Genomic DNA, 26,748 nt, shown 5'->3' with positions numbered 1-26,748 from the left:
TAAAGATAAAAAAAATAGATGGGTGGAGCTTGGGGTCATCTCGGAGCGAAGCGACGAGAACTTAAAAACCGTTAGGTTTTTATGTCCACGACAGGGGCAGAGACACTCTTGTGTGGCTGATGACGCCCAAGTCCAATATGGGTACTTACTCACCAATACCCACATTGGACAGACCCCTTTACTTTTCTAATTTTTATTATTTTTTAACCTTTAATCCATACATTTAAATTAATTACTTTTTATAAATATAAATATGGGAAATGATAATTTTTTATAGGTTTAGATTGTTTGCGAAATTTTTACAATAATTTTAATGACATATTACTTTTCAATACTCAATCTTCCAACATAAAATTACAGAAAGTTGGTGAACTTAATGATTATCACTATTGCATCTGGAAAAGGAGGGGTTGGAAAAACAACAACATCTGCAAACTTATCTGTTGCATTATCAAAATTGGGAAAGAGGGTTTTAGTCATTGATGGAGATATATCAATGGCGAATTTGGGATTAATTTTTAATTTTGAAAAGAAAAAACCCAACCTTCATGATGTTTTAGCTGGAGAGGCTTATGTTAAAGATGCGATATACAAACATAAAACTGGGGTCTATGTTTTACCAACAAGTTTGTCCATTGAAGGTTATAAAAAGTCAGATTTGGATTTATTTCCAGAGGTTGTTAATGAGGTTGCTGATGAGTATGATTATGTTATTATTGATGCCCCCGCTGGGTTGAATAGGGATATGGCAATGCATTTGGCTATTGCAGATAAGTTGATGCTCATTGTTACCCCTGAGTTATTTTCCATTGTTGATGGTTTGAGGATTAAAGAAAGTGCTGAAATGGCAGGGACTCCTCTAATGGGTATTGTTTTAAATAGGACCGGTAGAGATTTTGCTGAAATGGGGGAAGATGAGATAGAGATGCTTATTAAAGGTAGGATTATTGGTAATATTCCAGAGGATGAGAACATTAGAACTGCCACACTGAAAAAAATGACAGTTCTTGAATACTCCCCAAATTCCCCATCATCAAAGGCATATATGGAATTAGCTTTGAGAGTTGTTGGTTCGTATGTGGATATTGAAAAAATTGAGAAAATGCATAAAGAAAGTTTCTTACAAAAAATTAAGAGGAAAATAACAAATGTATTTAGTAGATTTTAATTTCCACAAAAATACTATATCCTTTGGAAAATGAAGTCTAAATTAAAAATAAAAAATCTAAAAGCCCTAAATTAGAATTTAATATCATTCAAACCTAAGACATCAAAGGTATTGTATATACCCTCTTCTTTATTAACAATGAATCTTATCGCTAAAATAACTCCATTTACAAATGCTTGTCTGCTACTTGCCTTGTGAGTTAATTCTATCCTCTCCCCATCTCCTGCAAAGATAACGGTATGGTCTCCTACAACATCTCCCCCTCTTAAAGCGTGGATTCCAATTTCTTCCTTCTTTCTCTCTCCAACCATACCATACCTTCCAAACACGTATTCACTTGGGATTTCCCTATTTTCTTTTATTATCTCTGCCGCTCTCAATGCTGTCCCGCTTGGTGCATCCTTCTTAAACCTGTGGTGCATCTCAACAATCTCAATATCATAATGTCCCAACTTTTTAGCTAAAAATTCCAATGTCTTAAAGAAGATATTCACTCCAATTGCAAAGTTTTGAGAAATAACTGCTGATACCTTATTTTCTTTTATTGCATTTTCTATCTCTTTCTTCTGCTCCTCAGTAAATCCTGTAGTTCCAATAACTAATTTAACTTTGTTTTTTGTTGCTATTTTGACGGTTTCAACGCACGCATGTGCTATTGTAAAATCAACTAAAACATCTGGCTTTGTTTCCTTCAAAACCTTATCTAACTCATCAGAGGTTGATAATGGAACCCCTATTTTCCCAATGCCTATAAGCTCCCCAACGTCTTCTCCTTTCTTTGGGTGGTTTGGGACTTCTATTGCTGCAACAACTTCCATATCTTCTTGTTCGCAAATGGTTTTTATAATGTTGCTTCCCATTCTTCCCAATGCTCCAGTTACTGCAACCCTTATCATAAAATCACATCCTTTTATTTTTAATTAGCTTAATTTTTAATAAATACATTTAACAAATTTTCCTATTTTAAAGTTTAGATTTTCTGAACCTTTTGCCATCCCCCAACAAAACTACATCAAAACCACACTTCTCCCACAACTCATGGTTTAAGATATTTTTCGTATCAATAATTTTTTTGGTTCTCATTTTTGAACCTATGTTTTTTATTTCTTCTTCATTAAAGTCCTTAAACTCATTGTGGTCCGCCAAAACTACTATACAATCAGCATTTTCTATACAACTTCTTAAATCGCAGAGTTCATAATCAAATACCTTAGCATGTGGGTCATAGCATTTAACTGTAAAGTTTTTTGATATCAACATAGCAACAATTTTTTTAGCTGGGCTTTCTCTTGTGTCATCTACATTACCCTTATATGTCACTCCCAAAATAGCAATTTTTGGATTTTCAATACCCTCAACTTCTCTTAAAATTAAATTGCAAACATACTCTGGCATTTTATCGTTTAGTTCCCTTGCAGTTTTTATAAGTTTGGCGTTTTTAGATTTTTCAACGATGAACCATGGGTCTATACTTATGCAATGCCCCCCAACTCCTGGGCCGGGTTTTAAGATATTGACTCTTGGATGTTTATTTGCTAACTCTATTGCCTCCCAAACATTGACTCCAATCTCCTCACAAACCTTTGCAAATTCATTTGCCAATGCTATATTCACATCCCTAAACGTGTTTTCCATCAACTTTACCATCTCCGCCGTCGTGGCATCGGTTAAGTATATATTCCCATCAACAAATGATTGATATATTTCTTTTGCCAATTCTGCAGATTTTTTATCGACTCCACCAATAATCCTATCGTTCTCAACCAACTCTATTAAAATCCTTCCTGGCAATACCCTTTCTGGGCAGTGAGCAACATAAATACCTTCTCCAAAAAACTCGTGTAGTTTGTTGGTGGTATTTGGAGGGATTGTGCTTTCAATTATAACCAAATTCCCCTTTTTTAAATATGGCTTAATGCTCCTTGCCGCACTCCATACATAACTTAGGTCGCATTTTTTTGTCCCATTATTTTCTACTGCTGGCGTTGGAACGCAGATAATAAAAATATCCGCCTCTTCTGGCTCAGTTTTGACAATTAAATTCCCAGAATTTATTGCCCCTTTAACTAATGTCATTAAGCCCGGTTCCTCTATTTGCAAAGTCCCATTTTTTATGGCGTTTACTTTATTCTCATCAATATCCACACCAACCACTTTATAACCATGATTTGCGAGCATGCTTGCAGTTGGCAATCCTATATAACCCAAACCAACAACACATATTTTTTTGTTCTTTTTTGTTTTTTCTTTGCTTACCTCATCTTCTACATTTATCACTTCCATAAACTCACCCCAATAAAAAATTAAAGAAAAAAACAGTAAAAAATTATTTTATTTAGTTTTTTGCCTTATTGTTTCAAGAGTCTATCTGCAAGCGGTCTTGCCCATGAACCCTCAATAACTACACTCAGTAAAATCGTCATGAATGTTGCCACTAAAATTGAGCCAGCAATAGCTTCTGGTGGCATGTATTGTCTAATATATACAGGGATTATGCTTGGATTTGCCATTATGTGCGAATAGACCGTTGCCGCTAATGCAGCAGGTACAACACCTCTTGGTCCCTCCAATGCAATGTATAACCTTTCTTTTAAGCTTTCATTAATTGGTGGGACTGACGTTGCTATAAATACGGCAATTGGCCTTGCAATAAATATGGATCCAATGGCACACAATAGACCTTCAAATCCGTAGCTTTTTAGGAGAGGTAGATTTATACTTGCCCCTAAAAACACAAATATCAATATTCTTATGAGTGTTGATAAGTCCGTGCAGAATTCTGTAATTTTTTCCGTTTCGTTTGATTTTTTTGGGTATTTTGTTAATACATTTCCTAAATATAATCCCATTATAGCAACTGCCATAAACCCACTAAACTCGTAGCCAATTAACTTTGGAATCAACTCTTCTCCAACATACCATACAGCCATTGCTGTTCCAATACTTAATGGGGCTATATACTCATTAAAATCTTCCTTTAAAACTACCATTTCAAAGATTTTACCTGCTACCAATCCCAAAATTCCTCCGCCAATAGCCAATGCTAAAAATTCTAATATTGGATTGGTACTCTCTCCTAATCCCAACGCAGATAATCCCAACATAGTTGCCACAATACCAAGAGGGTCATTAAATACACTTTCTGCCTCTAAGGTTATAGCAATTTCTGGGTCTATGTTGGATTTGGAGAATATTGGGATTAGTGTTGCAGGATCAGTTGCACAATTTATTGCACCATACAAATATCCAACTGGGTTAAGGTTGGGTAATTTAAAAATCATATTGAATATTATCCCAGAAATAGCAAGAGAAATAAACAATGCAATTGTATCTAATTTTAAAACTGTTTTTAATACTCTTTTTAAAACAATCCATCTCATTTCAAATGCTCCCACTAACAAAAGAACAATTAAACCTACGGTTCCAACAATGGCAAAGATATTCTGTGCGTAACTGGATGATATTATGCCAGTTACTGGCCCAACAAAAAGCCCAAATAACAGCAACAATGGAATATCAGGTAGTCCCATTTTTTCTCCAATTCTCGCTATAAATGATCCTGCAATCAATAATAATGAAATATACCCAATTGCTATGGAATACTCCATTTTCACACCTATTTATTAATGTTTTAATCCTATAAAAATAATCTGATAATTAATCAACAACCTCTCATTTTTGGATAAATTATGAAAATAATTGTGATACTTAAAGTTTTTCATGGGATATTGTATATTCTCCTTCCTGAGTAATTTAAAGTAAACACATATTTATAGATTATTTTGTTCAAACCTCAAACACCAACCCAAAAATTTATATATCAATTGCTATTTTAACCTATCCTCCGATCCTCAAGGTGATATTATGAAAACGTTAAGGTTCAAAAAAGACAAAGTCATAAAAATAAGTGAAGAACTGTTCCCAGATGAGTTATGTGAGAGATGTGGAAGATGCTGTATATTACACGCATACAAAACAGAAAATGGATTAGAGGTTATTTACTGCCAACATTTAGATAAAGAAACAAAATTATGCAGTGTTTATAAAAATAGATTTGAACATGGATGTTTAACAGTTATGGAAGGAATTATGGCGGGAGTTTTCCCAAAAGATTGTCCATACGTTAAAGATTTAGAAAGTTACGAAGAACCTTGGTTCTATAGATTAATTAGAGAAGAAAATGAATGAAAAAATACAAAAATAACTTTCATCCTTTTATCCCTTCATTTTACCCATATTCATCTTGATTATGCAGATTTTCTTTTGGTATGTTTCTGAAGTTCAAATCTCAGCTAATTTCAAGTTTATCATACAACCCCATCAGTTTTTCTTTTCGCTTTTTATTGTATCTACCAGTGTCATCAAACATGGAAAGATTAATCAATTTTTCAAATTGTTTTCTATAGGGGTTGGGAATCTCCTTTATGCCAATTTTAGAAACAATCTTAGCCAGTTCAATTTCTGAATATAACTTCCATTTATTTAAAATTTCGATGTATTTCTCAAATTTTTTAACATCTATTGCATTTTCTGTGTAGAGTGCATCTTCATTTATGAAACAAAATCTGTTGACAATTTTAAATTCTTCCTCAAACTTCGGTGTGGCTATATCGTTTATTATTTTCAGAATTTCACACATGGTATCCTTTTCACCAGAAAGGAAGTCCCAGAGTTCTCCAGCAATCAGAAACTCATCCTTGTCGAAATATTTTGAGAATTCAATAAGATAAGAGGCGAATCTTTCTTTATCATATCCGCAAGGATCATTGTTGGAAGTTGGATCAAAAGGGAAACCAAGATAGTATCTGACCTTCTTTTTAGGGAATTGGTACATCAAATATGCTTTTCCATATAGTATTTTCTGTTTCTCTCCCCTCATTTCACCAGCATTTGGTCTTACACTTTTTAGTTCTATCATGATAACTTCTTCTTTAGTTTCAATATACACATCTGCTGTGAAATTCAGTCCTCTCTCCAATTCATTCGTATTACCTTTCTCAAACAATGCCCTCCTCAACATTTTTTCTTCCTCTTTCATGTTGGGCTTTCTTGACCCGCTTTTTAGGTCGGTTATTATGTCTTCAATTATCATTTTAGCAGATTTTGGAATGCTGTAATTATTGAATGTCCTTTTCTCACCATCGGATAGTATATGGGCCACATTCTCAAAATAACTTTGTCCTAAAGTGGTACTTAATCCATGGAACCAGCTTGAGAGGGTAAGAAATCTTATCGCTTCATCCTCGTTTTTGATGTCTATTTTTTTGTAAAATGCTTTCAGAAATGCCAAATGAAAGGGCATATTTCGTAATTCGGAATTTTCATCTGGCAGAGACCTGAATCTGTTAACGAGTACCCGTATGGTTTCTATTGCTATTTCTTCTATTTTATCCTCTGGTAGCATTTATTCCACCTCTACTTCAAATATGCTCTCGTAGTAGGGATTTCTATCTCTTGATGTGCGGTTCAAAACGGGTCTCTTAAATTCTTTAATAACCTTCATTTTTGCCTTTTCAAATATCTCTGGATAGAGATTTCTCTTATCATTCACAACAATAAATATCTTGGCATCCTTTCTTAAAAACCGCTTCATGTTTAGTAAAACTTGAGAAATACCTTCAATATATTCTTCTTGGGCTTTTTTGTTAGTTCCTTGGAACTTTGGCCCAATCTCGAGCCTATCAAACCTTTTGAATCCAAAAAGTTCATATGCATAAGCGTGCTGCTCATGATAATCTATCTGACCTAAATAAGGGGGGGATGTAAATATCCCATGAATCTTCTTTTCTTGATAGAGTTTAAAGAATTCTGGATTTGTTTTTTCCAATTCTTCTTCGATATCTATCTTACGAGAGTCTCCCTGAAATACGGCGTAATAAGCATCTTTTCTCAATTTTGAGAATTCTTCGATCCTTTCAATTACATCGTAGGTATATTTTTTCAGATGCTGGGCAATGGTGTTGACCGGTCTGCATATTTTTTTGTGTTTGTAGCAATAATATGGGTCATACACCGGATTCTTAAGTGTTGCAAGATCAAAATGTGTTGTGGCCCTCACTGAGCGAGCGGTTCTGCTTAGGATAATCATAGCGACTTTTTTAATTGCTTCATCTTCAATGTTATTAATTAGAGAGAGATAAAATGCCATTTCCTCCCTAATCTCTGGAGAATACCACATATACAGGAATGATTTATCTTTAAATGGACCATCTTCAGATATATCTTCCCGATATTTTTCTTTTAATTTTTGATATTTTGCATAGAATTCTTGCATAACTCTGGATGAATATTCTTTTTCATTGATTTTTCCCATGTGAAGCATCCTTCTGTATTCTTGAGAAAAATATTTCTCGTTAAATTTCCGTATGAGTAATTCTACTTCTTCATCAAATTCTTTCCGTTTTCTCTGCTCTATATGTTCCAATGTTTTGTTAAGCATATCTAAAAGAGTACTTCTTAATTTTTTAATATCATAGTTTTGAAGTTTGACTTCCGCAATCAAACAGTTGAATGGAGAGATATCCACACCGATGGAGTGAATCCCCATTTCCAATGCCTGTACTAACGTTGTACCTGAACCCATGAAAGGATCAAGTATAATATCTCCTGGTTTAAAGTAGTTCTTAAGAAAATATTCAACCAACTGGGGAATGAACTTTCCTTTGTAGGGATGAAGGCGATGAACATGTTTTGTCCTCTCCTTTTCAGTGACCAGATCAAAAGCAAGCTCCCAGTCAAGTTTAAATCCCAATTTTTGCTCCCATTCCTCTCTTTTCTTGAAGATATGTGTTTTATAGTATTCTTCTACTTCCTTAATATCTACAAAAACTCGATTTTTTATTTTATATTTATTTATCCGTCCATACTGCACAAGATATGAGATGTTATGTGGCATAACATTCAATCCGAGTTTATTTTTAATTTCTTTCGCTGCTTCATCTATAGTGACTAGTTTTTTGTGATCCCTAATATGAATCCATTTATCCAGGGTCATCTCCATGTTAGTACCTCCAATGAATAATTAGATGAATGACAATCAAAAGTAAATCTTATCTACATTTTAACTTCGCTACTTTTAACTAAAATAAAAATAAAATTAATAAAATTTATCCTTGCATCTGTTTCATCCAATTAACAACTCTTTTAATCCCCTCTTTTAAATCAACCTCTGGTTTCCACCCTAACATTTCCGCCTTTTTTATATCCAAATAAATTCTCCTAACTTCTCCTTCTCTTGGCTTGTCATATATTGGTTTATCTTCATAATTTAACTCATCGGCAATAATTTTGAATAATTCATTAACAGATGTCTCTTTTCCAGTCCCAATATTCACAATTTCATTTTTCCAATCAAGTGCCATTAAATTTGCCCTTGCAACATCCTTTACATAAACAAAATCCCTCGTCTGATTACCATCTCCAAAGATTATTGGATTTTTATTGTTTAAAATTCTATCTATAAAGATACTTATAACTCCTGCTTCTCCCCTTGGGTCTTGTCTCTCTCCATAAACATTGGAATATCTTAAAATGCAATATTCTATGCCATATAACCTATTATAGAGCTTTATATATTCCTCCCCACAATATTTACTCAATCCATAAGGAGAAAGTGGGGCAATAGGATGATTTTCATCTACTGGCAAATACTCTGGTTCACCATAAACTGCCCCACCAGATGAGGCATAGATAATTTTTTTGACATCATATCTCCTCATATTCTCTAAAATATTTAAAGTTCCTAAAACATTAACATCTCCATCATAAATGGGATCCTCTACTGATTTTCTCACATTTATTTGTGCTGCTTGATGAATAACAACATCAATATCCTGAAAATCGATTTTTTCATCCAAATTTTTGTTTGTTATATCTCCTTCAACAAACTCTGCCTTTGGATTTATGTTGTTTTTATTTCCAGTCACTAAATTATCTAAAATAACAACTTCATGTCCATTTTTTATCAATTCATCAACGATATGACTTCCAATAAATCCTGCTCCACCTGTTACAAGAATTTTCATTTTTACCGCCTAATTTTGTTGTTTATTCATAAAAATTTAAAGTAAAATAACTAAAAAATAATAAAATAATAATGAGTAATTATAAGAAGAAAAATTTATTAAATTATGCCAAATTCTCCATTAATTTTCTTGCTGCCTCTTCCATTGAAGTTTCGTAAGGAATGCCATTTTCCTCTAAAATTTTCCTTCCCTCTTCTTCATTAGTTCCCATCATTCTAACGGCAAATTTTACATTAGGATGCTCTTTTAAAATCTCAACAATTCCCTTTGCAACCTCATCACACCTTGTTATTCCACCAAGTATATTTATAAAAACTCCCCTAACCTTTGGATTTTCTAAAACCTTTTTCAATGCCTTTTTAACAATCTCTGCACTTGCTCCACCGCCAATATCTAAGAAACATGCTGGATTTCCACCAAATTCTTTAATAATGTCCATACTTGCCAACGTCAAACCTGCTCCATTTCCAATAACCCCAATGTCCCCATCCAACTCAACATAGGCAAATTCTAATTTCTCCTTTTTACCAAATTCTTCAAACTTTGAGTAATCATGCCTATAATAAGCATCATCATCGACATTCAAAACAGCGTCAGCAGCATAAACCTTTCCATCCTCTGTTATAACAAGAGGGTTTATCTCAGCCAATACGGCATCCATTTCTTTGAATACTTTATATAACTTATACATAACATCAGCAACTATAGGGATTTCTTTTGATGGAATACCTGCATGTTTCAAAATCCACCTTGCAGAGTATGGAAGGAACTCTTTTCTTGGTTCTATGTGGTATTTTACGATCTTTTCAGGGTTTCTTTTTGCTACTTCTTCAATATCTACTCCACCCTCAGTTGAAAACATAATAGCTGGCCTTTTTTCAGTTCTATCAATAACAATTCCCAAGTAGTATTCCTTTTTTATTGGCAATTTCTCCTCAATTAATACCTTCTCAACTTCCTCTCCTTTTATCTCTTTGCTAAAAAGTTCATTAATCTTCTCTTTTAACTCCTCTTTATTATCTGCAAATAAAATTCCTCCTGCTTTTCCTCTTCCACCAACTAAAACCTGAGCTTTAACTACAACAGGCTTATTAATCCCGATGTCATCTATCTTTGAAATTTCTTCCTTTGAAATAATAAAACCTTCTGGAATTGGAATTCCATATTCCTTAAATATGTTTTTTGCTTCATATTCATGCAACTTCATTTAATCACCCCATACACCATTAATAACAATGAAATTTCAATGTTTATACAAAAATAACGATACCTAAACAATAAAATTTTTAAAGTGATATTAAAAACTTTTGACCGTAAGATTATAGTAGTTCTGCAATTAAATGACATTTATCTTACACTTAATTTAAACATATAAAGTTATTTAATCATTCACTAATTGATTTAAGATAATGATTTATGACACTCTTGTGCAGAACGATCTATGTCAAATTACCCAGTTGGTTAGCGAGGTCTTTAATCTTCTCAGAGTACGTGGAACTTACATTTGTAACGGTTTTATTTACAGTTTTTCCAGTAGTTTTTATTGTTGTTAAATAATGATATGCAGCAACTACTGCTACTACAATAGCCACCATAAGTAATATACCAAGTTCCATAGTAATCTGTGCTTTTTTAGATGTTATAATTTTCATAATTTCACCATCCTAAACAGAATAAAAATTAAATGTAACTATTAATATCCTAAATTTTAGTATATAATACCACAGGTTTCGTATAGCCGTTTGCGTTATAATGCATAATCAAAATTAAGGAAAGAATCATATCCCATTTGAAAATTTAACTATGATTATAGCCCCTTTCAAAATTTTATTGTTATTAAATAACTGACAAAAGTTCCGCAAACGACTATAATAATATACAATTTTGGTGAAATTATGGATATTCCAAAATCACATCCAAGGTATGAATCACTATTAAAAAGAGAGAAAATCGTAGAAGCATTAGATAAAGGCATATTAGCAAAAGCTGGATTAATAGCACATGGGAGAGGAGAGACCTTCGACTATCTAATCGGAGAAAAAACAACAGATATTGCACTTGAATCAATAAAAGCAGCTGCTGCTTTGCTGGTTTTGGCAGAAAATCCAGTTATATCAGTAAATGGAAACACGGTTGCATTAGCTAAGGAAGATGTTGTAAAACTTGCAAAAGAACTAAATGGAAAAATTGAGGTGAATTTGTTTTATAGAACAAGAGAAAGGGAAGAGAAAATAAAGAAAGAGTTTGAAAAAGAGATAGAAAATGGAGAGATAAGATTATTAGGAGTGGATGATGCAAACAAACAAATTCCAAATTTGGATAGTTTAAGGGGAAAGGTCTCAGAAGAGGGAATTTATACTGCAGATGTGGTTTTAGTTCCTTTAGAAGATGGAGATAGGACAGAAGCATTGATAATGATGGGAAAAAAGGTAATTTCCATTGATTTAAACCCACTATCAAGAACTGCAAGGAAATCAACAATAACTATTGTGGATGAATTAACGAGATGCCTACCATTGCTCATAAAGTATGTTAGAGAATATAAAAATAAAAGTAGAGATGAATTGGAAGACATCGTAAATAATTACAACAACAAAGAAAATTTAAAAAGAATGCTCAACTATATAGCAGATAGGTTAAAAAGTTTAGAGATTGATTAACGATTTATTAAATTATAAATATCTCCGCTCATTGACCATAATAAATCCAAATATAGTCGTTCTACAATTAGATGACAGTTAGCGTAACTCTAATTTAAATTGGAGTTTTGTTAAATTACCTAAAATTGGAAATTTAAGATTATGGACAGTGCCGTAATTTGTAGAACGACTATAGTTTAGTTTGCATTAAATAATTAAATATTGGCAAACATTATAATATTGCTATAAAATTATCCGGTGAGATTATGGAAGTTGGAGATGTCGTAAAAATTTGCACAAAAGATACTGAATATGTTGGAGTAGTTCTCCCTTCAATAGACGAAAACACAGTAGTCATAAAAATGAAGAATGGCTATAATGTAGGAATTTTAAAAGAGAATATTGAGAAAATCGAAATTATTGAAAAGGGTAAAAAACCAGAATACAAGCTGCCTCCATTAGGCATCAAAAAGAACCCAAATCTAAAAAATATCGCTATTCTCTCAACTGGAGGAACAGTTGCTTCAAGAGTAGATTATAAAACTGGAGCAGTTCACCCTGCATTTACAGCAGATGATTTAATAAGGGCAGTTCCAGAACTTTTGGATATAGCAAACATTGAAGGAAAGGCAATAATGAACATTCTAAGCGAGAATATGCTTCCATCATATTGGAAGAAAATTGCTGAGGCAATTAAGGAAGAGATTGAAAATGGGGCGGATGGAATTGTTATAACTCACGGAACAGATACGATGCACTATACAGCGAGTGCTTTATCCTTTATGGTAGATGCTGATGTGCCAATAATTTTGGTTGGAGCGCAGAGAAGTAGCGATAGACCTTCCTCAGATGCAGCATTGAATTTAATTAGTGGAGTTTTGGCGGCAACTGAGCCAATTAAGGGTGTTTATGTTGTTATGCATGGGGAGAGTGGAGATACATTCTGCTATTTGCATGAAGGAGTTAAAGTTAGGAAATCCCATTCATCAAGAAGAGATGCATTTAAATCAATAAACACCATTCCTGTTGCAAAGATAAATCCATTTACAAAGGAGATAGAATATTTAAGAGAACCAAAAAAAAGTGAAGGAACTAAAAAAGTGAAAATAAATACCAACTTAGAAGAAAAAGTAGCATTAGTTAAGATTTATCCAGGAATTAGTTCAGATATTTTAAAGTTTTATGTTGACAATGGATATAAAGGAATTGTTTTAGAAGGAACTGGTTTAGGTCATGCACCGGAAACAATCTTTGATGGCATAAAATATGCAGTAGATAATGGTGTTGTAGTTGTAATGACAACCCAAACAATACACGGAAGAGTAAACATGAATGTATATTCAAATGGAAGAAAACTGCAAAAGTTAGGAGTTATTGGATGTGAAGATATGCTACCAGAAGTTGCATTGGTTAAGTTAATGTATCTTTTAGGAAATTATAATGTAGAAGAAGTTAAAAAATTAATCAACAAAAATTTAGTTGGGGAAATTGAGTATAGAAGTAGATTTGACTGCTATTAAACATAATCTAAAAATAATTCAGTAAAAATAATCAATAATTGACAAATGATTAACAAAATAAATAAAATAAATTAAATTTACATGAATTAGGTGATAAAATGGAGATTGATTACAACAAAATAGGGTTAAAGGTTGGTTTAGAAATCCACCAGCAATTAAACACAAAGAGAAAACTCTTCTGCCACTGTCCAACAGTTATTAGAGATGATGAGCCAGATGGGGAAATAGTGAGAGTTTTAAGACCTTCTCAAAGTGAGATGGGAGAAGTTGATAGGGCAGCATTGTTGGAGGCAAAGAAGGGAAAAAAATTCATTTATCAATACTACAAAGACACAACTTGCTTAGTTGAGTTAGATGAGGAACCTCCTCATCTACCATCAGAGGAGGCAATAGAGGTTGCGTTAGAGGTTGCTTTAATGATGAATATGAAAGTTGTTGATGAAGTCCATACAATGAGGAAGATTGTTATTGATGGTTCTAACACATCAGGTTTCCAAAGGACAATGTTCATAGCAAAGGACGGATATATCGATACGGAATTTGGAAAAGTAAGAATAACAAGTTTATGTTTAGAGGAGGATGCAGCAAGAAAGATTGAAGATAGAGGAGATTGTGTCGTCTATAACTTAGATAGATTGGGGATTCCATTAGTAGAGATTTCAACTGAACCAGATATCACTTCCCCAAAAATGGGTAGAGAGGCAGCAAAAAGAATTGGGGAAATTTTAAGGGCAACAGGAAAAGTTAAGAGAGGATTAGGAACAATTAGGCAAGATATTAACATATCAATAAAAGATGGGGCAAGAATTGAGGTTAAAGGTGTCCAAAACTTAGATTTAATTGAAAAAGTTATAGAGAACGAAGTAATTAGGCAAATTAATCTATTAAAGATAAGGGATGAATTAAAAGAGAGAAATGCTGAGGTTGTTGATGAAGTATTTGATGTAACAGAGATATTTAAAGATACAAAATCAAAAGTTATAAGAAATGCTTTAAAAAAGAAGAACGGTAAGGTTAAGGCAGTTTTATTGAAGGGCTTTGCTGGTTTAGTAGGTAGAGAAATTCAACCAGGAAGAAGGTTAGGGACAGAGTTCTCAGATAGGGCAAAGGTTATTGCGGGGGTTGGAGGGATTTTCCACACCGATGAACTTCCAAAATATGGTATTAGTGAGGAAGAAGTTAAAAAATTGAGAGAATTTGTTAATGCAGGAGAAAATGATGCTGTAATAATTGTTGCAGATGAAGAGGAAAAAGTAGATAAGGCATTGGAGGCTGTAAAAGAGAGGGCAAGGGAAGCACTCATTGGAGTTCCAGAGGAGACAAGGAAGGCTTTGGAAGATGGAAACACTTCCTACTTAAGACCATTGCCAGGAGCAGCAAGGATGTATCCTGAAACTGATATTCCACCAATAAAAATAAGTAAAGAGTTGATTGAGAAAATTAAGAATAACCTTCCAGAGATGCCAGAGGAAAAAGCAGAGAGGTTCATGAAAGAATATGGCTTAAATGAAGAGTTAGCAAAGCAGATGGTTCTCTCATACTATGTAGATTTATTTGAGAAACTTTGTGAGGAGTTCAAGTCCATAAAACCAACATTAATAGCAACAACATTAGAGGGAACATTAAAAGAAATTAGAAGAGAGGGCTATGACATATCAAAAATTACTGAAGAACATTTAAGAGAGACATTTAAAGCATTATCAGAAGGAAAAATGTCAAAAGAAGCAATTATTGAAGTTCTCAAAGGATTCTGTGAGTTCCCAGATAAGAACATAGATGAGATTTTAGAGATGAAGGGATTAAAATCATTATCAAAAGAAGAAGTCGAAGAGATTATTGAAAACATTATAAAAGAGAACATTGAAGTTGTTAAAAGTAAGGGAATGGGAGCAGTGGGTATGTTAATGGGAAGATGTATGGCAGTTTTGAGGGGTAAAGCAGATGGTAAATTGGTCAATACCATATTAAGAGAGAAATTATCAGAGTATCTCTAAGAAACCTCTAAATGAAACCTTTAAAAGAAACTTTTAAAAAAAGTTTCATCAAAATGGGATGCATTGCTTCGCTTCGCTCAGCAATGCCTCTTAGAGAGTTTAATAGCATATATTAAATTTCCTAATTAATCTTTCTTGCTTCTTACGAACGAAGTGAGTAAGTCGTAAAAATTCCGAAGGAATTTTGAGATTATATACCCCCTGTTGAATTTTGGTACTAGAAAATCGATAAAAAGTATTACTGATTTTTTCAAATTAAAATTGAGGTTTTTTAATTATTTTAGTTTTTTGGTTTTATTTTGTATGTTTTAAGTTTGGATTGGTTTTAAATTGTGTAATATCTCTAGAACTTTCGCAAGTATATTCGAATATTTAATTATAATCACTAAATTAAATATATCTATTGCAATCCTATACTATTATTTTGAATAACAAAAATTGTTTTGGGATAATATGCTAAAAAAGATGGGGTCTATCGTTTACATGCTTTTTATATTACTTTCAGAGGTTAATTCGTGTGTAGAGCTATCAAAAACGTTGCGTATTTTCGGAATAAACATATCCCACGATACTATAAATCGAATTCTTTGGGATGAAGGAATTTCTCCTCAAGAGAGACTATTTAGCTATGTTAGAGATTTTATCATTCCCGACTATAACATTATCGTTATAGACGACTTTGTTATAGACAAAATTTACTCCAAATCAACAGAGTTTACCTATTATTGTTGGAGTAACCTACACAAACGAGTAGTTAAAGGCATACATATCGTTGATTGCATTGTTACAAATGGAAAAAACATCATTCCAATCGATTTTAGAGTCTATGATAAACAAAGAGATGGAAAGACAAAGAACGATTTATGCAGAGAAATAATATCATCTTTGGTGGAGAAAGGCTTAAATATTCGATATATCTGCTTTGATAGTTGGTATTCAAGCAAAGAAAACTTAAAACTCATAGATAAGTTCGGTTTATTTTACCTCTGCAGGATTAAAAGAAATAGGAAGATAAAACTCTCCAAAAACGGAGAGTGGATTTCGATTAAAGAACTTGGAGAAATTCCTAAGAGCGGCTTAATCGTTTATCTAAGGAAAGTGGGCTATGTCAAACTCTTCTGCCTTTCCAAAAACGGAAAGGCAGTATATTATATAACGAATAACCTATTTATGGATTTCGAAGAATTCCAAGAGGTCAGAAACGCCTCTTGGAGAATCGAAGAATTCCACAGAGGGGTTAAACAGTGCTGCAATATCGGAAATTTCTTCGTTAGAAAGAGACTTCCAGTATTAGGACACATCTCGTTAGCCATGAGAGCTTTTTTTATTTTAGAGAGGATTAGAATTGATAAAAAGATTACTTGGTATGAGTTTAGAAGAGAACTAAACCGAATAGCCGTTGGGAATGCTATAATCTCTTTATGTAAAGAAGCTGGTTTATTGTTAATCTAAGTATTTAAATGTATTTGCGAAAGTCCTAATCTCTTCTAATCATTGAGATTTATTGGAGTGGTTGTGCATTGGATTTATAAATAATTTGCACAATCTTTCTTACTCTTATAAAGGGTTTGATAATCATACAGTAAGAAAATTCGGGTTGAAAAAGAAAGATTTATATAGGAGTTTGGGCATAAAATAAGGATGAAGTTATAGGGTTTGAATTGCTTATCCATTAAAACAAGGATGGAAACTTAGAAATTAAGAAATAGTGGGTGGATCGGGTCACCCACCCATAGTTTGAATACTTCATCCATTAAAACAAGGATGGAAACATAATCTCTGGATCAGAACCCATGTAGAAGAGTCGTTTGAATACTTCATCCATTAAAACAAGGATGGAAACATAATCTCTGGATCTATTGACATCCTAATACACACCGTTTGAATTGCTTATCCATTAAAACAAGGATGGAAACCACTCATGCGGTTCTAAAAGCAGAGCCACATACTCCGTTTGAATACCTCATCCATTAAAACAAGGATGGAAACTCGGGATTTTGTTTCTTAATCTTTTTCGCTTTTTTCAGTTTGAATACCTCATCCATTAAAACAAGGATGGAAACGTAATTTTATAATTTCATTTTCAATTGCTTCTAAAAGTTTGAATTACTCATCCATTAAAACATGGCTGGAAACATTAAATGATGCATTTGGTTGAAGAACTAAAAGCAATGAAAAATTGTTATTAATTATGAAGACAAAAAATAAAGTATAGTTGGGAATATTAAAACGCTCATCATGTAGGAAAATGGAGTTTTTGTTTTTAAACATAAAATGCCGATTGAGATTGCTGTCAAATAAATAGTCAAATGATAAAATAGATGGTTGTTGATGGATGAAATAACAACTACAAAAGTGCAGAAAAAAATAAAAAATATTGAAATCTTTTTGAAATTTATCTTCTGCATTTTTAAAAGGATAAATTTTGATAAATACAACAAAACAACAAATGAAATCGATGATGCAATAATTATAGACGGTATTAATTGGAATAGATCAACATCAATGTTTAAATTTTTTATCGCCTTTGCCACGCCACTTCTACCAGTCCCAATTAAAAATAATGCAAAGATTGAAAATACTTCATTAGCTAATGTTATAGAGCCTTGTGAAACAATAAAATTCCTTATATCGGTTTCTCTTATCAATTTACTCAAAAAATAGTTCACCTGTGCTCCTCCAACGCCGGGTAAAAATATTCTTAAAAATCCCCCAACAGAGCCAAAGAATGCTGATTTTAAAAAACTCAACTTAAAATCTGGAAATGTTATAATTTGGTGTGGTATCCTTGCTGTTTTAAGGTTGTTTATCAATATTGGAATACCAAACATGCCTGTAAATATTGCAGTTAATGTGCAGTTGAAGGATGGATTTTTATATAGCGTGATAACTCCAAAAATCCCAGATAATAGCGTTATAACCAACGCCCAATAACTCCTTGAAAATATAACAATAATAAACAAAACTAACGCCAAAATAAATGGAAGATATGACTTTAAAAAACTATAAAACCGATAAAAATCCAAATTTAAAAATGATATAACAAAAATCACAAAAATTGAAGATACTATACCTAAAAATGCCCCAAAACCTGATAAAAACACCGCCTCATAACCTAAACCCCTCAAAGTTAATCTATGCATTGGAAAGACGGCAGTTGCTGTTTCATCATCAGGTACTCCTAAGAACACCGTTGGAACGTAATTTATAAAATAGTGGGCAACAACCATGCCAATTAAAAAGAACACATAACCACTCTCGAAATAAGGAATAAATAGGAAAGATAATGCCACAATATTGTTTGGATGCACGCCAGGGAATAATCCAGTAAATGTTCCGCAAATGATGCCCAAAAAGAGAAAGAACAAATTATTTATTGGCATTCTTTGAACACCATTTGCATTTTTTATAACCTAATTCTTCTGCATCTTCCTCAGAATAGAAGTAAATTCTATTATCTTTCTTTATTTTCTTACCATAAGGACAATCTTCTGATGTGTGGTATGTTTTCCCATATTTTGAGGCATATATATGCGTTGGAATTGGAGAGAGATAAATATCCTTCTCAAAATTTAACTTTTCAATTAACTTGAAGTTATCTATATCCTCTAAAATTAGTTGGTATCTCCCATTGTATGTTGATATTTTCCCAATCACTTGAACTTTATCCTCCTCTTTTATGGAACATGGCTGATAATCCTTTATGTAATTTGTTAGTTCTTCTCTTACTTTTCCAAATGCAACAACATTTAAATGTCCCGTGCCATCACTTATAGTTAAAGATTTAACTTCCAATATATGTCGATATTCGTCTCTCTTGACTATCAATTTTTGAATATAACCAGTTATTTTTACATAGTCCCCATCCTTTATCTCACAAATTTTGACGTCTTTTGGCTCTAAGGTATAAAAATTTAGGGATATTAAACCCAATACTGCAAATATTAAACAAAATGCTATAACGTGCTTATCATTCATCACCATCCCAATTATTGCTTAGTTTCTTTTTTGATGAAATTCTTTGCTATATCCATAATGTTCTCAGATATCACATATTTTGCATTGTCTTTTAACACAATTGAAGCAACTTCCAATGCTTTGTATAATTGTGCTTCATCCTTAAAGTATTGCTGCGCTGCTTCAGCAACAATTTTAATTGCCTTTGCCTGCCCTTCTGCCTCAATCCTATAACTCTCTGCAATACCTTCTGCTTTTAAGATTCTACTTCGTTTCTCTCCCTCTGCCTCTAAGATTGCTGCTCTCTTCAACCTCTCCGCCTTCATCTGCTGGGTCATCGCATCTTTTATATCTTGTGGTGGCTCAATCTCCCTAAGTTCAACTTTCTCTACCTTAACCCCCCAGACGTCAGTTTCCTTATCTAATATCTCCAACAATATTGAATTTATGTGTTCTCTCTTATTCAAGACCTCATCCAACTCCATATTACCAATTATTGCCCTCAATGTTGTTTGAGTAAGGTTTATTATTGCAAATTCGTAATTCTGAACCTCCAAAATTGCCCTATTAACATCCACAACCCTATAATAAATAACCGCATCTATCCTAACAGCAGCGTTATCTTTTGTTATCATCTCTTGTGGTGGAATATCAACAACTTTTGTCCTTAAATCCACCTTTATAGGTACATCAAAGAATGGGATTATTAAATTTACTCCAGGCCTCAACATTCCTATAACTTTACCAAGCCTGAATATAAGCCCCCCTTCATACTGCTTAACAATAACAACTGCCTTTGTAATAATAAATAGAGTAATTAAACCTAATAGAATCCAAAACCACACAACTATCACCCTAATAATGAATTAATAATAAATTATAAACAACTATGATTTTTAACAACCTGTTTAATTTTCTTTTTTCTTAACTATGAGGGAAACCCCCTCTATACCAACAACAACAACTTTTTCTCCTTTTTTTATTGGTTCTTTTGCCTTAGCTTGCCATTTCTCCCCATCTATCAAAACAAACCCATAATGGTGTTCATCAACATCCTTAAGCATAATTCCCTCCATGCCAATGTATTTTTCAGCCCCTATTTTCACATCCATGCCTTTCTTATAAACTGCTTTGTGAATTATATAGAGTGTCACAACTCCTGCAATTATTGCAGATGGTAAGGCAAAATTTGGGGCAATTATTAAAAAAACTCCATAGATTAGTATTGCAATTCCCCAAGCCGGAAAATACAACCCAGGAATAATGGTTTCTAAGGCAATCATGAATAATCCCGCTAAAATAAAAGCATATCCTATCTCCATAACACAGCCCCACACATTATTTAAGATTATTTAAGATTTTAAAATATTTTAAAATAAAGTTTAATTTTTTACACTATTATATATTATTTTACTATTATATATTATTTTCTATTTTGTAGCATCCTAAAATTATTTTAAGTATAAAAAATAAAAAATAAAAAAAGAAATAAATCAAATTTTATTGCTTGCTTTTAACGAACTCAACAACTTTTTCCTTAATTGTCTCAAACTCACCACTATATTTTCCTTGTGCTAAGTGTTCTCTTCCTCCACCTTTTGCAACATGCCTAATCAATTCAACCATACTTATATCAACATTTTCTCCTCTCTTACATAAAATATTTCCATTATCGTTCAGCAAGACCACAATAGAGCCTTCTTTTACCAAATTATCAGCAATATTCAACATCTCTTTTGGATCACCTTCAACTTTCTCAACTAAAACTTTGTATTTTCCAACTTCTTCAAACTTGTTCATTAACTCGTATTTTTTAAGTTCTCCAATTTTCTTCTGCAGTTCTTCGATAGTCTTTCTTTGTTCTTTCCACTCATCAAAGAACCTCTTAACCGCCTTTGGCAGCTGCTCTGGTGGAACTCCTAAGATTCCACTTGCTTCTATTAATGTATCTTCCATTTTTTGGATTTCCTCAACTGAATTTATTCCACTTGTGTATTCAAGCCTTTCAACACCATCTTGAATTCTTTCAGTCCTCAAAATCTTTATAAATCCAACTTCTGATGTGTTCTCGCAATGCGTTCCACCACACGCCTCAATATCAACACCTTCAATCTCAACGATTCTCAAAACATTTCCTGGGACAACTCCCCCTTGGTAAATTCTAAATCCATATTTTTGCTCTGCATCATTCCTATTCATGAATGTTGATTTTATTGGGATGCCTTTTAAAACAATTTCATTTGCAATTCTTTCGATTTCCTTTAACTGCTCTCTGCTAATTCTTTCATAATGTGTAATATCTAACCTTGCCTTATCAACCTCAACATTTGAACCTGCCTGCCAAACGTGTTTACCCAAAACTTTTTGACATGCTGCGTTAATTATGTGTGTTGCTGTGTGATTCCTCATCAACCTTTCTCTATCTTCCCAGTTAATGACACCTTTTACAACATCCCCTTCTTTTAAGCCACCGACATCTTTAAGTTTGTGGTAAACAATGTTGTTTTTCTTTTGAACCTCAATAACCTCCTTATCATTTATAAATCCAGTATCGTACCTTTGCCCACCACCTTCTGGATAGAAGAGTGTTTTATCTAAAATCACATAATTATCAACAATTTTCAATATCTTTGCCTCAAACTCCTTCTGTTTTGGATTTTTGTAGAATAATAACTCTGTCTCTGGAACATCCACATCTGGTAAGTCCTCTTTCTTGTCCTTTGTCTCTTCTTTTTTCTGTTCATGTCTCTCTGCAACTATTGTGTAGAAATTGTCTGGGATGTTTATTTTTACCTCTTTCTTTGTTTTTTGCCCAATTTCTTTTGCAATATCCTCTACAACCTCTGGTGGTAATCCATGGCTGTCATAGAGTTCAATTAAATCATCTAAACCAATCTCATTCTTAGATTTAACTAATCTCTCAACAATTCCTCTCCCCCTGTTAAGTGTTTGTATGTATTTTTTCTCTTCAACCTCAACAATTTCCATAATATAATCTTCCATCTCCAAAAGCTCTGGATAAAGGTCTTTTAAGTTTCCCAATTGCATTTGGATGATATCTTTTAATGATAAAGTTAATCCTGCCTTTTCCATGTATCTCAACGTTTTCCTTAAAACCAACCTTGCCAAATATCCATCTTTAACATTTGAAGGAACGATTCCATCCCCAAACATAAATGCTAAGCATCTTGTGTGGTCTGCTATTGCGTAGATGTTTTCTAATGGACTTATCAATTTATCAAGTTCCTCAACATCCATTCCAATCTTATCAGCAACCCTCTTCCTCAAAATCTTCAAGTCCCCAACATCCTCAATATCCATCAATCCAGCAACTTCTGTAATCTTTGCCAATATTCTATCGTCTATGTTTTCAATTCCAGCATTTTTCTTCAATTTCTCAACAATATCCCCAAATACAGCATCATAAGCAGTTGGTGTTCCCTGTGAAGCCCAAACAAACCTCTCAATTCCATAACCAGTATCGACAATCTTTAATGGAATTTCCTTATATGCATCGCCAACTTTCTCATACTGCATAAAGACAAGTGTGGCAAGTTCAACACCGTGTGTAATAACCTCATAACATGGCCCTGCGTTTCCTCCTCCCTCCCACCAACTTTCAATAAATGTCAATGATTTTTCATCAATACCAAGTTTTTTCATGAAGTTAAAGCATAACTCAACGGTCTCATCTGTCCAGTATTTGAAATCATCTTTCTTGTTAAATGCGTGGTGCCCTCCCATTGTAAAGCATGTCATGTGCCTTCCAGTTCTCCCAACATTATCAATATCATTTAACCTAATACATGGCTGGGCAATTACCAATGGGTTTGCCACTGGCTCAACAATTCCCTTTGTTACCCATGGTTGGAAGACAGCAATTGAAGCAATGGTTAAAAGTATATCGTCCCTCCACCTTCTTGCTGTAACTGGGTATCTCTTTATTGGCGTATGCCCATTTTCTGCAAAGAAATTCAAAAATTCCTTAACCATCTCATTGTATGTGTATTTTTTCTTTGTTATTGGATTGCCAATAAATGTATAGACATCACATGGGCTGTCTCCACATGTTTCCCTCTCTTCATCCAAAGTCCAGAAGTATTGTCCACATTTCTTACATTTTTTTCTTACAAATCCTAAATCTTCAAAAAGTTTAACTTTGTAATCGTGCTTTACCTCCATCCTATCACCAAATGAATTTTAGTGGAATATTCAACAAGAAACCTTTTAAAAAAGGTTAAGCAAAACCTGTGGTTTTGCAGCTCGAACCTTACGGTTCGATTTCATCCAAATCGGATGCACTGCCTCGCTACGCTCGGCAGTGCCTCTTAGATATATTATTTGGCAAAACCGAAGGTTTTGCCGTATATCATTTCCGCACACGACTATAATTTAACTTTAAATTTACACTGAATATTTAAAAATCTTTCGTTGTTTGCCCTTTTATTTAGTTAGGCAAAAAATAAAACAATAATATCATAAATAATAATGCATATTAGGACTATACTCTCTCCAATCTTCTTTTAATTGCTATAAAGAGATTACTCAATAGAATTAATGAGATTATCCTGATTGACCACTCGTAAGATATCATTAAGGATGATTTATCAATTATGCCGAGTTGGAAAAATGCCCTCAATGTCTCTTTTAGGCATTTTGGGTAGAATTCTGTTACTTTTGAGAAATCATTATTGTAGTTTAAGAACAGTATTATTAGAGGATATACAAAAATAAAAACCGCAGACCAAAAGATGGGCCTTATAATGGACTCACCATATTTTGATAGCCCATAATAGAAATCATAAACTGCCTTTTCAAACCATGGAAGTCCTTTTTTCAGTAGTTCCATTTCTTTAATAAACAACTCTGATGCCTCTACAAAAGTCCGGTTCTTTTCAAATGACTTCCTTATGTTTCTATACTCTGCGAGGACGGTCTCTTGCCTCAAATATGGTCTAAGTATCTTTATCACTTTTTCAAAGTTCTCATTTTTATTTGTCTCGTTTATCTTTCCCCTTTCTTCTTTTTCTTTGTATCTTAAAAGTTTTTCACTTAAAATTTCCTCTGCTTTTGCTATTATTGTAATGTCTTTAACATCAGTCATTAAAAAGGATATTTTGGACAGTGGGAAGTCCATAAATGTAGTGTTTTGCGGGTTTTTAAAATTCACAAAATTAAAAATTACTACTTCATTCTTATCTGGGCTGAATGTCTCTCTCCTTTTAAAAACGGTAATATCTTCAAATATACAATGCAAAAATTTTGCGAGTTCAAAGGAAACGTTTATGAATTTGGTTAAGTTTTTGAATGTCACTCCGAGAAAATCCACATCTCCCCTAAATGTCGTCCTTGAAAAATCAACGTCCCTCTTGAATATAGTTCCTAAAAAATATGCCTTTTTGTTAAATGTGGTCCTTGAAAAGTTAGCACCTTCATTAAATACTGCCCTTGAAAAAATCGCCGTTTGAAACTGTTTAATTATACATGGACATTTATGAACATTTGTGAGTAAATATTGAAGAAATTTTTAAATATTTGATAATACCATAATCCTACTAAAAAACAAACAACGATTACTATGTCCAATAAGACAAAATCAAAAGGGACTCAGGAATTATCCTATCAAGTCGTTCTATCCTACAAAGTTAGCCATAACTATCCACTTAAAACGTTCTTAATCGAATGCAAAGATAAGTTAAACGAATGCATAGACATGATTTGGAATAACATAGAATACACTAAAAAAGACAAACCAAAACTACCAAAATCAAACGAATTCAAAAGAAACCTAAGAAACAAACTCTTAGAAAATTGGAGTTATGCCTCTCACTACATCGATGGGATTATAAAAACCGCCTATTCCATCCTACAAAGTTGGGCTTCGAACTACAAAAGAGGTTATAGAACTAAAACAAAACCAGTAGTAGAGAGGTTATTCGTTAGAGTTAAAACAACTCTAATAAAATACGACAAAGAAAGAGCGGAGATAAGAATAACGATAAAACCAAGAAAAGAGTATTTAACCTTAAACATCAAAAATGAGTGGTTTTTCGATAAGGTTAAGGACTTAACAATTGGAGAAATTATTTTAAAGGAAAATGAAGCATTCTTAACCTTCAAAGATAATCTAAACTATTCAGACAAAGATATAATCGTTGGAGTAGATAGCAATCTAAAATCCCTCGATTTATTTCATCCGATAGAGGGTTGGATAAGGATAGATTTAACCGAATTACACCGACTTAAGGAGGTTTATGATAAAAAGATTGATGGGCTTAAAAAACTGCTCAAAAAATGTCCTTTAAGAGTTTTGAGAAAGATAAATAGGTTATTCGAAAGAAGGAGAAATAGGGTTAAGGACTTTTTACACAAACTTACAACACAATTATCTCGACTATTTCCGGATGCAATTTTTGTCTTCGAGGATTTGAATAAGAGAAGGATGTATAAAAATAAACACTTCAATAGAAGAATAGATAGGGCGAATTGGAATGGAATAATCGAAAAAATAAGTTATAAGGCGATTGTTATCTTAGTTAATCCTGCCTACACTTCAACGACCTGTCCTATATGCGGGAGTAAAATGGAGTCCCAAGAAGGGCAGGTCGTTTGCTATAATTGTTCAAACTCTTTTAATCGCCAAGTAGTTGGCTGTTTTAATATTTTTAAACGAGGTTTGAATGTAATCAAAAGGTTTATGGGTGGCTCTGGGGTTATCTCGGAGCGAAGCGACGAGAACTTAAAAACCGTTAGGTTTTTATGTCCACGACAGGGGCAGAGGTCTCTGCTAAGAGACTGATGACGCCCAATCCCAACGTAGTTTATTACGTGGATTTAAATGGTAAATATCTTAAATGTCCATAATTGTCCATATTTGACTACGTTGGGAGAACCCCATTCCATTAAACACAGTTCCTAAAAACTCCGCCTCCCCATAAATGCAGTTCTTGAAAAATAAACCTTTCCATCAAACACAACCTCTAAAAAACGGACTATACCATTAAATTTTGCCTTAGAAAAATAAACATTTTCCCTAAACTCTACTTTACCAAAATTAATCTTCTGGAAATTGGCTTCTTCAAAAATCACTCTTTTTTTAAATATAATTTTATCCTTTCCAATTCTATCAGCAAAATCTCTAAAATCAATCTCTGGCAAATAGTAACCAACACAAATTAGTTCCTTATCATTAGTTACTGCATCCACCACTTCATTATAAAATGCCTCCCTAACTTTATCTCCATATTCTTTCCAATAGCTTGGATGATGAAATATACAATAACTATCTTTTATCACTTCCTTTGGAGTGTAGTTTTTATATCTATCAAGGATTCTCTGACATCTTTTGCAAATAGCCAATCCCCCCACCCCACATAAGAATAAAAAATTAAATCCATTTTAAATACACCAAAAATTTTATAGCAAAAATTATTAATTGTTGTGTCC

At 33.2% G+C, this 26,748-nt stretch carries 23 protein-coding genes and 1 CRISPR repeat array; of the genes, 8 read left to right on the top strand and 15 right to left on the bottom strand.

Annotation, left to right across the window (positions count from 1 at the left end; translation table 11 throughout):
* The first annotated feature begins 22 nt into the window (after nucleotides 1–22).
* The gene (locus tag METIG_RS09355) at nucleotides 23–190 is read left to right on the top strand and encodes a hypothetical protein (protein WP_245527607.1); all 168 of its coding nucleotides are present in this window, start codon (nucleotides 23–25) and stop codon (nucleotides 188–190) included.
* A 186-nt stretch (nucleotides 191–376) separates the two neighbouring features.
* Nucleotides 377–1,168, top strand: a complete 792-nt coding sequence (gene minD, locus METIG_RS08350) for a cell division ATPase MinD (protein WP_013799781.1) — start codon at nucleotides 377–379, stop codon at nucleotides 1,166–1,168.
* 71 nt (nucleotides 1,169–1,239) lie between these two features.
* On the opposite strand, the gene dapB is transcribed toward minD, so the two are convergent.
* The 3 genes from dapB to METIG_RS08335 form a co-directional block, all read right to left on the bottom strand.
* Nucleotides 1,240–2,064: a 4-hydroxy-tetrahydrodipicolinate reductase gene (gene dapB, locus METIG_RS08345; RefSeq protein ID WP_013799780.1), complete on the bottom strand. Its 825-nt coding sequence runs from the start codon at nucleotides 2,062–2,064 to the stop codon at nucleotides 1,240–1,242.
* A 67-nt stretch (nucleotides 2,065–2,131) separates the two neighbouring features.
* Nucleotides 2,132–3,451 (bottom strand): nucleotide sugar dehydrogenase, encoded by a 1,320-nt coding sequence (locus METIG_RS08340; RefSeq protein ID WP_013799779.1) that lies wholly within the window; start codon nucleotides 3,449–3,451, stop codon nucleotides 2,132–2,134.
* A 65-nt stretch (nucleotides 3,452–3,516) separates the two neighbouring features.
* Entirely contained in the window at nucleotides 3,517–4,776 is a 1,260-nt protein-coding gene (locus METIG_RS08335) for a cation:proton antiporter (protein ID WP_013799778.1), read from the bottom strand.
* A gap of 256 nt (nucleotides 4,777–5,032) precedes the next feature.
* On the opposite strand from METIG_RS08335, the gene METIG_RS08330 reads away from it, so the two are divergent.
* On the top strand, nucleotides 5,033–5,356 hold the full coding sequence (locus METIG_RS08330) for a hypothetical protein (protein WP_013799777.1): 324 nt from the start codon (nucleotides 5,033–5,035) through the stop codon (nucleotides 5,354–5,356).
* A gap of 100 nt (nucleotides 5,357–5,456) precedes the next feature.
* On the opposite strand, the gene METIG_RS08325 is transcribed toward METIG_RS08330, so the two are convergent.
* The 5 genes from METIG_RS08325 to METIG_RS08305 all read right to left on the bottom strand — a co-directional run bounded on the left by METIG_RS08325 (nucleotide 5,457) and on the right by METIG_RS08305 (nucleotide 10,844).
* Entirely contained in the window at nucleotides 5,457–6,572 is a 1,116-nt protein-coding gene (locus METIG_RS08325; protein WP_013799776.1) for a TdeIII family type II restriction endonuclease, read from the bottom strand.
* Nucleotides 6,573–8,162, bottom strand: coding sequence for a DNA methyltransferase (locus METIG_RS08320; RefSeq protein ID WP_048055713.1), 1,590 nt, complete (start codon nucleotides 8,160–8,162; stop codon nucleotides 6,573–6,575).
* A 112-nt stretch (nucleotides 8,163–8,274) separates the two neighbouring features.
* Nucleotides 8,275–9,192 carry an SDR family oxidoreductase gene (locus METIG_RS08315; RefSeq protein WP_013799774.1) on the bottom strand — a complete coding sequence of 306 codons (918 nt, stop codon included), beginning with the start codon at nucleotides 9,190–9,192 and terminating at the stop codon, nucleotides 8,275–8,277.
* 103 nt (nucleotides 9,193–9,295) lie between these two features.
* A complete protein-coding gene (gene sucC, locus METIG_RS08310; protein ID WP_013799773.1) occupies nucleotides 9,296–10,399 on the bottom strand; it encodes an ADP-forming succinate--CoA ligase subunit beta in 1,104 nt (367 codons plus the stop codon).
* Between the two features lie 232 nt (nucleotides 10,400–10,631).
* Nucleotides 10,632–10,844: a class III signal peptide-containing protein gene (locus METIG_RS08305; RefSeq protein WP_013799772.1), complete on the bottom strand. Its 213-nt coding sequence runs from the start codon at nucleotides 10,842–10,844 to the stop codon at nucleotides 10,632–10,634.
* Nucleotides 10,845–11,087: 243 nt separating this feature from the next.
* On the opposite strand from METIG_RS08305, the gene METIG_RS08300 reads away from it, so the two are divergent.
* The 4 genes from METIG_RS08300 to METIG_RS08285 all read left to right on the top strand — a co-directional run bounded on the left by METIG_RS08300 (nucleotide 11,088) and on the right by METIG_RS08285 (nucleotide 16,797).
* Nucleotides 11,088–11,852, top strand: coding sequence for a 4-phosphopantoate--beta-alanine ligase (locus METIG_RS08300; protein WP_013799771.1), 765 nt, complete (start codon nucleotides 11,088–11,090; stop codon nucleotides 11,850–11,852).
* A gap of 245 nt (nucleotides 11,853–12,097) precedes the next feature.
* Nucleotides 12,098–13,351, top strand: coding sequence for a Glu-tRNA(Gln) amidotransferase subunit GatD (gatD, locus tag METIG_RS08295; RefSeq protein WP_013799770.1), 1,254 nt, complete (start codon nucleotides 12,098–12,100; stop codon nucleotides 13,349–13,351).
* Nucleotides 13,352–13,449: 98 nt separating this feature from the next.
* Nucleotides 13,450–15,345 carry a Glu-tRNA(Gln) amidotransferase subunit GatE gene (gene gatE / locus METIG_RS08290; protein WP_013799769.1) on the top strand — a complete coding sequence of 632 codons (1,896 nt, stop codon included), beginning with the start codon at nucleotides 13,450–13,452 and terminating at the stop codon, nucleotides 15,343–15,345.
* 453 nt (nucleotides 15,346–15,798) lie between these two features.
* Nucleotides 15,799–16,797 carry an IS701 family transposase gene (locus tag METIG_RS08285; protein WP_013798772.1) on the top strand — a complete coding sequence of 333 codons (999 nt, stop codon included), beginning with the start codon at nucleotides 15,799–15,801 and terminating at the stop codon, nucleotides 16,795–16,797.
* A 202-nt stretch (nucleotides 16,798–16,999) separates the two neighbouring features.
* Nucleotides 17,000–17,481: direct repeats of the CRISPR family, unit length 37 nt; unit sequence GTTTGAATACCTCATCCATTAAAACAAGGATGGAAAC.
* Between the two features lie 53 nt (nucleotides 17,482–17,534).
* On the opposite strand, the gene METIG_RS08280 is transcribed toward METIG_RS08285, so the two are convergent.
* The 6 genes from METIG_RS08280 to METIG_RS08255 all read right to left on the bottom strand — a co-directional run bounded on the left by METIG_RS08280 (nucleotide 17,535) and on the right by METIG_RS08255 (nucleotide 24,760).
* A complete protein-coding gene (locus tag METIG_RS08280; RefSeq protein ID WP_048055712.1) occupies nucleotides 17,535–18,722 on the bottom strand; it encodes a tripartite tricarboxylate transporter permease in 1,188 nt (395 codons plus the stop codon).
* A complete protein-coding gene (locus METIG_RS08275; RefSeq protein WP_013799767.1) occupies nucleotides 18,715–19,323 on the bottom strand; it encodes an OB-fold nucleic acid binding domain-containing protein in 609 nt (202 codons plus the stop codon). Before METIG_RS08275 ends, METIG_RS08280 begins: the two co-directional genes overlap by 8 nt.
* Before the next feature lie 11 nt (nucleotides 19,324–19,334).
* Nucleotides 19,335–20,147: an SPFH domain-containing protein gene (locus tag METIG_RS08270; protein ID WP_013799766.1), complete on the bottom strand. Its 813-nt coding sequence runs from the start codon at nucleotides 20,145–20,147 to the stop codon at nucleotides 19,335–19,337.
* Between the two features lie 63 nt (nucleotides 20,148–20,210).
* Nucleotides 20,211–20,624 (bottom strand): NfeD family protein, encoded by a 414-nt coding sequence (locus METIG_RS08265; RefSeq protein ID WP_013799765.1) that lies wholly within the window; start codon nucleotides 20,622–20,624, stop codon nucleotides 20,211–20,213.
* A gap of 178 nt (nucleotides 20,625–20,802) precedes the next feature.
* Nucleotides 20,803–23,484: an alanine--tRNA ligase gene (gene alaS, locus METIG_RS08260; RefSeq protein WP_013799764.1), complete on the bottom strand. Its 2,682-nt coding sequence runs from the start codon at nucleotides 23,482–23,484 to the stop codon at nucleotides 20,803–20,805.
* Between the two features lie 319 nt (nucleotides 23,485–23,803).
* Nucleotides 23,804–24,760: a pentapeptide repeat-containing protein gene (locus tag METIG_RS08255; protein WP_394295230.1), complete on the bottom strand. Its 957-nt coding sequence runs from the start codon at nucleotides 24,758–24,760 to the stop codon at nucleotides 23,804–23,806.
* Between the two features lie 120 nt (nucleotides 24,761–24,880).
* On the opposite strand from METIG_RS08255, the gene METIG_RS08250 reads away from it, so the two are divergent.
* Nucleotides 24,881–26,101 (top strand): RNA-guided endonuclease TnpB family protein, encoded by a 1,221-nt coding sequence (locus tag METIG_RS08250; RefSeq protein ID WP_013799763.1) that lies wholly within the window; start codon nucleotides 24,881–24,883, stop codon nucleotides 26,099–26,101.
* A 116-nt stretch (nucleotides 26,102–26,217) separates the two neighbouring features.
* Here METIG_RS08250 and METIG_RS08245 read toward each other — a convergent pair whose 3' ends face one another.
* Nucleotides 26,218–26,661 carry a pentapeptide repeat-containing protein gene (locus tag METIG_RS08245; protein ID WP_013799762.1) on the bottom strand — a complete coding sequence of 148 codons (444 nt, stop codon included), beginning with the start codon at nucleotides 26,659–26,661 and terminating at the stop codon, nucleotides 26,218–26,220.
* Nucleotides 26,662–26,748 lie beyond the last annotated feature (87 nt).

This window comes from Methanotorris igneus Kol 5, assembly GCF_000214415.1.
Lineage (GTDB): Archaea > AGJL01 > Methanococci > Methanococcales > Methanococcaceae > Methanotorris > Methanotorris igneus.
Note: the sequence above shows the minus strand (reverse complement) of the source record. Positions and strands in the feature narration are given on the sequence as shown.